Raw genomic sequence first — 11,606 nt, forward strand, 5'->3', positions numbered from 1 at the left:
GTTTCCAGCGAGGGAAGATACAAAGCGGTGCGGATCGCCCTACCTACGCACTTCCGACCCGGCGCACCAGAAGCTCCTCAGCTACCCGGCTGACGGATTGCGGCGTCCGGATCGGTGCTCTGCTCAAGGGCCGTCCACCACTCCTCCAGCTCATCGACCCGGCTCTGGAGTGCGGCGTTCGCCGCCCGGGCCGTCGCCAGTTCCTCGGTCAGCGCACCGATCGGCCCGGAGGCGGCCAGGGCGTCGAGCCAGCCCGCGACCAGCCGATCCTCAGCGGCGACCCGGCGGAGCGCGGAGGCGACCACCTCCGGTGACAACTCAGCCACGAACTCTCTCGGGAGCGTGAGCAGGCGAGCAACCTCGCCGAGGCTCTGCGCGGCGCTCATCTGGCGCCGAAGGCGCTCGGCGGACGGCACCGCCGGTTCAGCCGGTGTCGCAGCCGCGATCGGCTTGGCGGGAGAAGGAGTGGGCTTCGACACAGGCACGGGTGTAGGTGCCGGCTCCGGGTCAGGCTCGGCCTCTGACGGGAGTTCGGGAAGGTCGTCTCCCACCCAGGCGTAGGCCAGAGTGTCGCCCTTCTGCCGTCGGACGACATTTGGCCACTTGGGCAGAACCGCCAGCGCGCGGGGCCCGTGCCGGGCCCAGGTCTCGTTCCGGAGACCGAGCTCGGCCAGACGCTCCCGGATCTCTCGCACCTTCAGCGGGACCGACGACTCGGCCAACAGGTGGAGAACCACCGCGAGGGGCTCTTGGGCGAAGACGGCGTGGAACAGCCGGGAGTCGGACAGAGCCAGGAACCGCAGCGAACCCCTCGTCGCGACGTGAACGCCGGCTCCCCGTGGGACAAGCTCTTCCTCATCGGTGTCATCCCACTTGACCTGGTAGTTTGCCCCGTCATCCGCGAGGATCGATCCGGCTCGGGTACGGCGTACGCCGAACGAATCGGACACCCGGACAAGACCCTGATCTGCGCTCACGAATGCGACTGTAATGGTTGTCGTCGCGGCCGAGGCGCCGGCCGGAGCCAGCCCACCCTGGCCAGGTTCATCGGCCGTGTGCGCTTGGCGGAACAACTCTGAGAGGAGATGGGCGCGCTTGCCGGCCGCCCGTACGGACAGATCGGTGAGCTTGTCACACGGTTAGAGGTCGAGCGTGAAAATGTGCCCGTCCCGGGGCTCCTTGGACGCGCTGCTGGCGCGGATGGGCATGGAGCCCCGCAAGGCCGCCCAGCATCGAGAGGCAGTACCAAACGTTCAGCGCTGGCCGCGTAGACCCAGCCGGCGGCCGGACCCGTCAGACGCGTTCGCCGATGCCGAGTCGAGCGTGGACTTCCCGGGCTCGTTCCGCGGCCGCGCGCGGATGCCGAGTAAGGGCTCCACACACCCTTATAATCGATCAGCGTCAACAAAAAGAACGCCTCCGCAGGAATTTGACCCGCGAAGACGCTCTAAAAAGTCGGGCTGACAGGATTTGAACCTGCGACCCCTTGACCCCCAGCAGCTGAAAGGCCCAGCGACGTGCTCAGTAACGTTTTCCCAGGTCGCTGATAAGCATACCAGGGCGAGTTAAGGTGTCGCCACCAGCAGCCTCGATCGCGCCCCATACCAGGCAGTCTACCTGCAGTTATGCAGAAGCGATTCGCTGAGCGGCGATTTCTCACAGCTTTTCAGTGCGATCCCGGCTTTACGCGACGATCCGGCTCGTACCACGGAGCGGCGTGCTAATTTTTTGCCGGTCGACCCCTTGACTCGGCTCGTCACCCCCAAGGCATGTAGCCAATATCTTGCTAACCAATGATCACGTCCGATTAATGATTTCTACGCCGACTTCTTCCCCCAAGTGGCTTGGACGTCGATTCGGAGAGAGCCTGATTTGCGATGTCAGCTTGAGCGCCGCCTGGCCGGTGATCACGCAAGCCACTCGACCCAGGCCCGAAAATTCAGGTTCGAGCCATAGCGCCGCCAACAATGCGGGCCGCGGCCGTCTCGCCGCCCTGGCACACTGCTTGCCGCTGGCAGGTTGCCATCGGCCCCCACTGCGCGTCCGTCGAGTCGGCCGCAGGACGGAGCGGTCCCTTGATAGCAGCTGTGCGCCCTGAGCGCTGTCATATAGACGACCATTGATTGCTGACTGTGACTACGTCGATACTCGATGCAGTCGAGCACGGTCTGGCACCGCTGGGAGCGCTGTGGACATCGGATGGGTCTTACGCTCACTGGAACGGTCTGCGAGGCTTCGGGTCGTCTCTGACGAGGACCTGACGAAGGATGTGCGGAACAAGGTCAGAGAGTTCTTGGCCGACGACCCTGGCTTCAGCTTCGCCAAGGACGCTGGCCCGATTCTCGGGATGCCTCCGGTGATCAGGGTCAGCCCGGCGAGGATTCTGCACGAGCTGGGCCGTGCCACGGTTTTCCTGGACGACTCGCCGTTCGCGCAGGCCGCCCGGCATTGGGCTCATCTTCGTTACTGCACCACGTTGGCCAGCGAGAACTTCTTGACGTTGTCCCGGTATGGGTTCGATGTCGTGCACCATCACAAGCAGGTGCAGTCGGAGCAGTTGGGCATCGGTCTGGCCATCGTGGTGGCCAAGGATGCGCTCCATCGGCTGCACCCTGGCTGGGAGTTCACTGCTGTGGACGCCGATGTGGCGCTGGACGTCGGCTTCATCAAGGGTGTCGGTTCGGTTCGGCAGGTGGCGGGCACGAAGAAGCGACCTGACTACTTCTTGGTGGGGCGCCGGCTCTACGGCAAGGGTGGGGCCTTCAAGACGGTCATTCTCGAGTGCAAGGGAACGCATAGGAGCAAGGCGTTCGTGATCGAGCAGTTGGCTCGGGCGTCGGTTCAGGTGCGCACCGTGGAGATTGGGAGCCGGATTCCTACAGGTTTCATGATCGGCTCGTACCTGTCCGGGTCCGAGATCGTCAGTTACGCCCTGGACCCTCCCGGCGTCGACGAGATGTGGCAGGGCTCGGGGAAGGAGATGGATCGGCTTCTGGGAAAGGACCCGGGCGATAGGTCTTGGTATCCGACCATCCCTGAGCCCGCGACCACGACCGCTGAGAACCGTGAAACAGCGGAGGGCGAGACGCCGGAAGACGGCACGGTGGAGTCGTCGGTGACGGACGACTGGGTTCCCGGGGCTCCGCCGATCTACCAGATTCCCGAGGAAGAGAGAAGCTGGTTCTTCCGGGTACTGGCCCGAACGGCAGCTGCTACCGCGCTCGCGTTCGCGGGAAACACTGCGGCCGCCGCCCAGCTGGGAACACCACGTCAGCGGGCAGAGGAGGATCGCGATCATCAGCTGCTGCTGGACGTGCAGCCACGGTGGCGAGGCGACACAACCAAGACGGTACGGCTTGCCGATGGTCTGAGTTTTGAGGGCACGGCCAGCCGGATGGTGCTTCCGGACAACTCGGAGCTTGAGGTGTTCCGCGGTGTCGAGTCCCGCCTGTACGGCTACCTTGCTGAGGGCAGGGTCGGACCCTATATTCGGGCGTCGAACCGGTTGTGGCGCCGGTGGTCACAGCCGAGGCCTTCAGGCAACGAGGTGGTCTCCGTCGGTGCCGACGGAACCGCCTTGATTGTTAGGCGTGTCCGGTGAGGTGGCCTCTGTCCGACACTGACCAGACTCGGCAGCGTTGCCGGGTTCGCGGCGGTGTTGCTTCGATGCCGGGCATCGGTAGTGCCTGGCCGAGCACCTCAACGCCGTCCGGACCTTGCCCTTCCTTCTCAGCAGGGGATTGGCCGTCTCCAACGGCTCACGTCGGACTTTCTCCGCCTTCGTCGCCGGAGAAGGCAAGGACCATCTGGGCGCGGTCGAGCAGTAGGCGGCCTTTACCTTCCTTGATCATCCGCATCGGGTCGGCGACCCGCCTGATCTGGGGGACGGTCCCGCCTGTGTCGGTGACTCGGTAGATGACATAGCGCTCACCATTCGCGCCGGCTTCGACGAGTTCGGCGGACGAGAGGTAGAAGGGTTCCCGAGGGTCGGTGGATCTTGTTGATTTGACCTCGATGCGGATAACTTGGTCGTCGGCGTCAACGCTGCGGATGTCGTAGGGGGCGAGCTCGTCTTTCTCGGAGACCCACACGGCGAGGTCCGGGTCCTTGCCGAGGGCGCGCAGCCGCTCGCGTTCCGCGTGGACTGCGGCCTCTTCGCCGCGTCGGCCGATCCGGCGCTTTTCCGCCTCGGTGCTCAGCGGCGGCGCGGTCGACTGTCCGCCGCCTGTCCAGGTGTGGCCGCTACCACCGCCCGGCGCAACGAATGTCTGAAGGACATCGTCGATGATTCGGACACTGCTGTGATCGACCGGCGGCGCCGGAACCGGTGCCACGAGCGGCGCAGTGACGACCGGAATGGGCGTTGCCGCCGGTGGAGGTGCAGCCGGTGACGATGAGGCTGGCGACGGTGGCGCACACGGAACCGGTGCGTGTCGCGGCTTCACGGGCAGCATGGTGAGTAGCGCGTCGACAGGGTTGTCGGTCTCTTCTTCTTCTGCGAGGCCGAACTGTGTTCGGATCTCGTTGATCTCCGCTGGGGTGATCTGTCGGGCGGCCATCATCCGGCCGCGGTCCTCGGGCCGGGCGGTCAGCAGCATCGTCACCGCTTCAGCGAGGCCGGGTACGCCGAGGTGTTGGGCCAGCTGACGGCCGAACGCGAACCAGTACGGCTGCTGCGGACCGGGTTCGAGCTGCAGGTAGGCAGTACCGATGGCAGCGGTCCGCAAGCCGTGACGGCTGGTGCGGGTGGCGATGAAACACACCGCGTCGTCCCGGTCGAAATCCACGTCCTCGTACCGGTACCGCAATACGAGGCTGTCGCAGACGACCAGTTCAAGCCGTTGCAGGGCGCTGCGGGCGGTGGGCTCATTGGGCGGGTTCTCTGCCCGGACCAGGGCGATCATATACGGTTTGACCTCGTCGAGCCGTCTGCGCACGGCGATATGGACCGGATCGTGCGGCGGGTGCTGGCCGAATGCCTCGGCGGAGGCTGTCACCACGTCGTCGAGCTTGGTCAGTCTCAGATAGCGCGCCAGCCGGGGCAGCCGTGCTTCGGCGCTCAGCACCGGCCGCTGCACTTCCCAGGTGTCGCGCAACAGCGGATCCTCCGCGTACGGCGGCTGCGCGACGAAGACACCGGCACCATTGTGGCTGGCCAGCAGCCGCACGGATCCCGGATCGGGATGCGGTGTCTGGTCCTCGGTCAGGACGTTCTGCAGGAGCCGCTGGATGTAGCGGGCGGCGAGTTCGATGTCGCGGGTGGTGTGGCCGAGCCCGTCGGCCTCTTCCGCGATGGAGGCGAGCAGGCCGAGCAGGTCCGCAACGCGCGGGCGCCCGGCGTCGGTGAGCTTGAGCGCGGCGACGAGGGTGCTGCCACCCGCCATCCGGTACATCGTCTCGGTGATGTGCGGAATGCGGTCGCGCACGTGCCGGGGCGTACCGGTGGCCTCCACCCAGGCCCCGCCCGGCCGGACCAGAGCCGCCTCGGTTCCCCGGACCACCGGCACCCACGTGCGGGTCCGCAACAGATAGGCGAACAGCGACTCGACAGGACGATCTCGCTCACCGGAGTGCACTTTGTTGACGCACCGGAACACAGCCTTGGTGGCCGGCTCGTACACCGTCGCCCACCGCCGGGCGAGCTGACGCCAGAGCGCGAGCATCCGCTGTGGATCCCCGCTGGCCACCAGCTCCTGGTGGCGGTCCAGCCGGTAGGAGACTCGCAGCTGCTGCGTTTGCGGATGGCCCTGTGGGCACTCTGCCGCTTGGCTGGCCGGCGGTGCCGCCCGCCACTGATGAAAGACGATGCCGGCGTGGGGATGGCGGTGCAGGCCGTTGAGCAGGTAGCCGTACCAGTCCGACGGTGTGGCCTCGTCGATGCGGGGATGGTCACAGACGCCGAGCATCCGGTAGAAGTCGAGGGCGGTCCGCCGTTGGTCCGGGTCGTCCGGCACAGGGATGTCGAGGAACTCGGCTTTGCCGAATGGCCCGTAGAGGATCTCCAGATCGGCTGACCCGGTCCACTCGGAGCCGAAGTACACCGTCGCGCCGGCCTGGAGCCCTCGACGGGTGCCGTCGGCGGACCGGACCGGTAGCAGGACGCGGCCCAGTACGGCTGCCAGGTCGCCGCTGCCGCCCAGGCGGGTCTGGTGGTAGGCGCTCAACCCGGCCATCGCCCGCTCCCGTTCTCCGGGATCAGCCGCCGCATCCGTCAGGATCTTGATCAGATAGTCGCGGATTAGGTCGCGCCACTCGAATGGCCGGACCCCCAGTTCTCGCAGCAGTGCCTCGGCTCTATCGATCGCCGGGATGTCGGCGATGGGCACCGGGATGTCGTCGGGGATCGAGGTGTCGTCGCGCTTGCGGGGGAGGAACACCGGCTGTTCGGCGGGGATTAAGGTCTGTCCGCCGGTGGTAAGTACCCGTGCCGTCTTTCGTAGCACCGCCAGCTGATCGGGCAGCTTCTGCCAGCAGCTGAGCAGGAACCTGTAGTAGTCGGTCACCGTCTCCTGAGTGGGCGGCCGCAGCCGGCCCAGGAGTTCAGCGAAGGGCATGATCTCGACGGTCGCCCCGTTTGACAGGAATGCTCTCGTGGCAGCGGCCTGCTCGATGTCGGAACGCAGCGTTCGGGCGCGGTCGAAGGTAGCCAGCCGATGGGCGGCCCTCAGATCGGGCAGGCGGTTGGGGAGAAGGCACACCTCGGCAGGCCGGGCCAGCGTGCCGTCGAGGACCGGAAGGAACCGGGCACGAGCCAGCGCCGCAGCCCAGAGAACGCGCAGCCGGGTAGCCGCCTCCCCGACCGGCGCGGCCGATGCGGGTACGATCACCGCGACTGCGGCCGCATCAGCATTACTGCGCTGGACCAGATCGGCGACGACCCGGTCTGCCAAGAAATTCGCCACCAGGCTCTGGAGACGGTCGTTGTACGGCTGGGCCTCCGGGCTCGCGGCGACCTGCTTGCGGTCCATCGTGAGAACCCACTCGGCGTGCACCAGGACGTGCAGCCCCGGGCTCTCCTCGGTGGGGAAGTAGACGTGCAGCGGGAAGGTCTCGTCGGCCCGCGGGAGCCCGGTCTCGCCAAGCGGAACAGCCACCGCCCACCGGACCTTCTTGAGATCCGACCAGGCGTCGCCCAGCGGAACGAGCGTCTCCGGGTCAGGCTCCTCCTCGCCGCAGTAGAGCAGCCACCGCTCGGTCTTGTCCTCGGTCTCAAGGATGACGTGGTCGGCGTCGGCTCCGCTGGGCCGGACCGACGCCACAAAGTCGGCGTCAGTCCCGCGCAGTTCGAGCTTTTCGACGCCTGGCAGGAAGAGCAGCAGGCGTGGGCGGAGATTAGCCGTGAGGCGCTCGGCGACGGCCTGCCGGTCCACGCCGTCACGCAGCGGCAGGCGGATCACGGTCCGGAACCCGTCCGCACGCAGTCGCCCTACCACTTCAGCGTCCGCGCCGAGGTCCTCACCTGTCACCGGGAAGGGGAACGCGTACGCCGGCAGGCGCTGACCGGCCGGAAGTGGGCCGAGCAGTGCGATCACCTCGCGGCGGAGCCGGTCGCTGTCGAATTGGAAGGCTGTGTTCTCGGAGATGATCTGCGGCCGGTCGGTGATCTCGCCGACCGATTTGAAGCCCAGGCCCTTTTGCCCGACTGCGGCACCCGGATGTTTCGGCGATCGGCCCAGCGAACTGATGCCCTTCACCTGCTGGTCGCCGAATCCTGATCCGTCATCGGCCACGATCAAGGCGTCCTCGGTAAGGAGGAAGAATGCGCGGCCGCGCACCCCGGCCTCGGCCGCCGCGTCGTTCGCGTTCTGCAGCAACTCGAACGGGTACCGGCCGGAATACTGCTGACGGACCATTTCCTGCGCGGCGCCGCGCTCGTCGAGGTTCTTCAGCAAATTCTCCCGCAGTTCCTCGTCGTCGCGCTGCGACTCGATTGCCGCGATCTCCCGCCGGCTCAGCCGGGTAGCCCAGTCCATGCGTCATGCCCTCCATCGCGGTCGGTAGAAGGATGCCTCACAGGTACGACACTCAGCGGCGACCGATCACAGGAGATGTTGCATGCGTCGACGATTAAGGAGGTCGTTCGTCCTCATCGGCCTACGAGATGCCCGACCGCATGAATCACGAGCAGTCCGGCATGAAGGACTGCTTGCGCTCGACGATGGGCTGATCAGCGATAACACGTTCGGGCGATCTTGTCGGCGTTTCCTCGGTATCTGCGGAGGTAGGCAATATGCTGCTCTGCCGTGATCGGCGCCGCTCGGCACATGCCAGCGTGTAGCACGATCGGCCTTCTTCTACCTCTACTTCTCCAGGTCTACCGCCCCGGCGGGCAAGGAGCACTGGTCATCATCGCGGCTATCGAGGTCCCGCAGCTGTGGGCGCAGCCCGTCGTCATCGACGACAACCACATTCGCCATCTCGCCGTGCCCGCTCACACCGCGACGCGTGACTCCGCCGAGAGCGCAGCGTCTGTCCATGGCTTGTGGCCGCTTACACGAACGACCGTCGAAGGCATCCACCTGCATATCGGCACTGATGAACGTGTCGAGTGGAAGGGGCCAGTTCCGGCGCTGCCTGATCCGGCTGAGGTTCTCGAATCGTTGCACGGGCGGTTCCGTTATATCGAAGCCAGCGGGCCCGGCTCCCGCGATGGTCTACGTATACCGTAACTCGGTGCCGTGCACGCCGTCGCAGGCTACTGGGCCACCGCTCCCACACAACCGGCAACCGTGGTGATGCCTACGGCGACCGGCAAGACCGACACGATGAACGCCATCTTCGCCGCGAAACGCCTCGGCCGGCTTCTCGTGATCGTGCCGACCGATGCGCTGCGCGCTCAGCTCGGCCGGCGGCTCGAAACCTACGGTGTCTTGCCCGAACTCGGGGTCCTCGAAGAACCTGTGCTGCGGCCCGTGGTCGGGACGATCGAGCACGGATTCTCCTCGAAGTATGCCGCAGTCGACTTTGCCGGCCGCTGCAACATCATCGTCTCCACGGTCAGCGCGCTCATGGCTTCCGCCGAGCCGATTCGGCGAGCACTTGTCGACGAGTGCAGTCATCTTTTCATCGACGAGGCTCACCACGTCGCCGCCGCGCAATGGGATCAGATTCGCGGCTACTTCGACGACCGACACGTCGTCCAGTTCACCGCCACACCCTTCCGCGCGGACGGCAAGCACCTCGGCGGCCGACTTATCTTCGCCTTCCCCCTTCGCGAGGCCCAGCGGCAGGGGTATTTCTCGAAGATTGACTACATTCCCGTCACCGACTACGCCGACCCCGACCGGGCCATCGCCGTCACCGCTATCGAACGCCTGCGACAGGACCTCGATGGCGGCTACGATCACCTGCTGATGGCCCGGGTTAAGACCAAGGTCCGAGCTGACGATCTCATCACCCTCTACCAGGAGCTTGCTCCCGACCTGGCACCGGTGAAGATCCACAGCGGCGAGACCAAGAAGCAGCGCACAGCCGCGCTGCAGGCCATCCACAACCGCGACAGCAAGATCATCGTCTGTGTCGACATGCTCGGCGAGGGCTACGACCTGCCCGCCCTCAAAATCGCCGCCATTCACGACGCGCACAAGACCTTGCCCATCACGTTGCAGTTCATCGGCCGGTTCGCCCGGCCCGGGGCCGACAACCTGGCAACGGCGTGCGCCGTGGTCAACCGGCCCGACCCCGAATACGACCCCAGCCTTCGCCAGCTCTATGCCGACGACGCGGACTGGAACCACGTCATCCGCGAGCTGGCCCAGACAGCGGTCGGCCTGCAGCAGGAGATCAGCGAGTTCGAGGCCGGGTTCGGATCCTCACTGCCTGAGGAGATCCCCCTCCGAGCGCTCGAACCGAAACTCAGCACGGTCGTCTACCAGACGCGGTTTACCGACTGGACTCCCGAAGCCGCCGAACACGTCTTCGGCAAAGAGCGGATGCTGACCCACCCGATCGCGCTCAACCAGCAGCGCAACCTCGCCTGGTTCGTCATCAAAGACCACACCGAAGTCAAGTGGGGCAACCTCAAGACAGTCGAGGACATCCACCACGACCTGTACATCATGTACTGGGACCGCGACCGCAACCTGCTGTACCTCAACAGCTCCAACACCGACAGTGTCCACAAGGAGCTCGCTAAGGCAGTCAGCGGCTCAGACGCCGAAATCATCCAAGGCGAAGCGGTCTACCGTGTCATGGCCCACGTCAACCGGCTCGTACCGACCAACGTCGGCCTCATCGACGTCCGCAGCCGAGCACGCCGGTTCTCCATGCACGTCGGCGCTGACGTCACCGAGGGCTTCCCCACCGCCGAAGCCCAAACCAAATCGAAGACCAACATCTTCGCCCGCGGCTACGAGCAAGGCTCCCACGTCGGCTTCGGTGCCTCGCTCAAGGGCCGCATCTGGAGCGCCAAGACCGTCGGCTCCCTCCACGAGTGGGTCCAATGGTGCGATCACGTCGGTACGAAACTGACCGACGACACCATTTCCGTCGACGAGGTTATGAAGGGCTTCATCCGCCCTCAGCTCGTCCGCGAACGACCCCCGCTGGCTGTCCTCGCCGTCGACTGGCCGCTGAACGTCTACCTCAACACCAGCGACGAGACGATGCTGCTGTACGACGGCAAGACATATCCCCTGCTCGACACCGAGCTACAGGTCACCGACCACAACACCACCGGGCCGATCCTGTTCGAAGCCACCACACCGCATTGGCGCGCCCCTTACCAGGCGACGTTCCATACCGATGGACTCAGCATTCGGGCCCTCGACGGCGATGTCGCCGTGATCGCCCCACGCAGCCGGACAACACTCACCGACCTCTTCGACGACCGCGGCGTCAAGTTCTACTTCGAGGAAGAGACCACCGTCGAACACGGTGGATTCCTGCTCCGCCCACCCCGAAACACCCCGCCGTTCTCCCCCACCAAGCTTCATGTCCTCAACTGGGCGGGCACCGATATCAAGAAGGAGTCCCAAGGTCCCCACCGCCAGCCAGACTCCATCCAGTACAAGATCATCCAAATGGTCCGAGCCGAACGCGAATGGGACCTCGTCATCGACGACGACGGCGCCGGCGAAGCAGCCGACATCGTCGCCCTCGCGATCCTCGACGACAACACCCTGCTCATCCGTCTCGTGCACTGCAAATACTCGTCCGAACCGCAACCGGGCGCCCGCGTCGCAGACCTCTACGAACTGTGCGGTCAGGCTCACAAGTCCGTGCACTGGAAACGCGGCACCGAACTCATCGACCATCTCACCCGCCGCGAACGACACCGCCGCTCCGAACACAACCGCACCGGCTTCGAAGTCGGCAATGAAACCACACTCCGCGCTCTCCAACACCGTGCCCGGTACTTGCGCCATCGTCTAGAGATAGCGGTCGTGCAACCCGGCCTGTCGGCCGCGAAAGTCAGCCAGCCACAGCTGCAGCTCCTTGCCTGCGCCGAGGTCTACGTCTACGAAACCGCACAAGCCACATTCGATGTCTATTGCAGCGCCTGACCGGATCTCACCGGCCCAGCCGCACGAGCCAACACGGACGCCGAAAACAGATATCTGCCATTCACGCCTTCAGCGCAGGATCCACCTCCAGTCGAGGGCATT

General features: G+C 65.5%; 5 protein-coding genes. 3 read left to right on the plus strand and 2 right to left on the minus strand.

Features of this window, described 5'->3' with window-relative positions; all coding sequences use genetic code 11:
* Nucleotides 1-77 precede the first annotated feature (77 nt).
* A complete protein-coding gene (locus AB0M02_RS17830) occupies nucleotides 78-977 on the minus strand; it encodes a hypothetical protein (RefSeq protein ID WP_364227991.1) in 900 nt (299 codons plus the stop codon).
* Between the two features lie 1,211 nt (nucleotides 978-2,188).
* On the opposite strand from AB0M02_RS17830, the gene AB0M02_RS17835 reads away from it, so the two are divergent.
* On the plus strand, nucleotides 2,189-3,601 hold the full coding sequence (locus AB0M02_RS17835; RefSeq protein ID WP_364227994.1) for a hypothetical protein: 1,413 nt from the start codon (nucleotides 2,189-2,191) through the stop codon (nucleotides 3,599-3,601).
* 157 nt (nucleotides 3,602-3,758) lie between these two features.
* On the opposite strand, the gene AB0M02_RS17840 is transcribed toward AB0M02_RS17835, so the two are convergent.
* The gene (locus tag AB0M02_RS17840; protein WP_364227997.1) at nucleotides 3,759-7,973 is read right to left on the minus strand and encodes a DUF3883 domain-containing protein; all 4,215 of its coding nucleotides are present in this window, start codon (nucleotides 7,971-7,973) and stop codon (nucleotides 3,759-3,761) included.
* Nucleotides 7,974-8,243: 270 nt separating this feature from the next.
* On the opposite strand from AB0M02_RS17840, the gene AB0M02_RS17845 reads away from it, so the two are divergent.
* Both AB0M02_RS17845 and AB0M02_RS17850 read left to right on the plus strand, forming a co-directional pair.
* Nucleotides 8,244-8,669 (plus strand): hypothetical protein, encoded by a 426-nt coding sequence (locus AB0M02_RS17845; protein WP_364227999.1) that lies wholly within the window; start codon nucleotides 8,244-8,246, stop codon nucleotides 8,667-8,669.
* Nucleotides 8,670-8,678: 9 nt separating this feature from the next.
* Nucleotides 8,679-11,504, plus strand: a complete 2,826-nt coding sequence (locus AB0M02_RS17850; protein ID WP_364228002.1) for a DEAD/DEAH box helicase family protein — start codon at nucleotides 8,679-8,681, stop codon at nucleotides 11,502-11,504.
* Nucleotides 11,505-11,606 lie beyond the last annotated feature (102 nt).

This window comes from Actinoplanes sp. NPDC051861, from assembly GCF_040681145.1.
Taxonomy (GTDB): Bacteria; Actinomycetota; Actinomycetes; order Mycobacteriales; family Micromonosporaceae; genus Actinoplanes.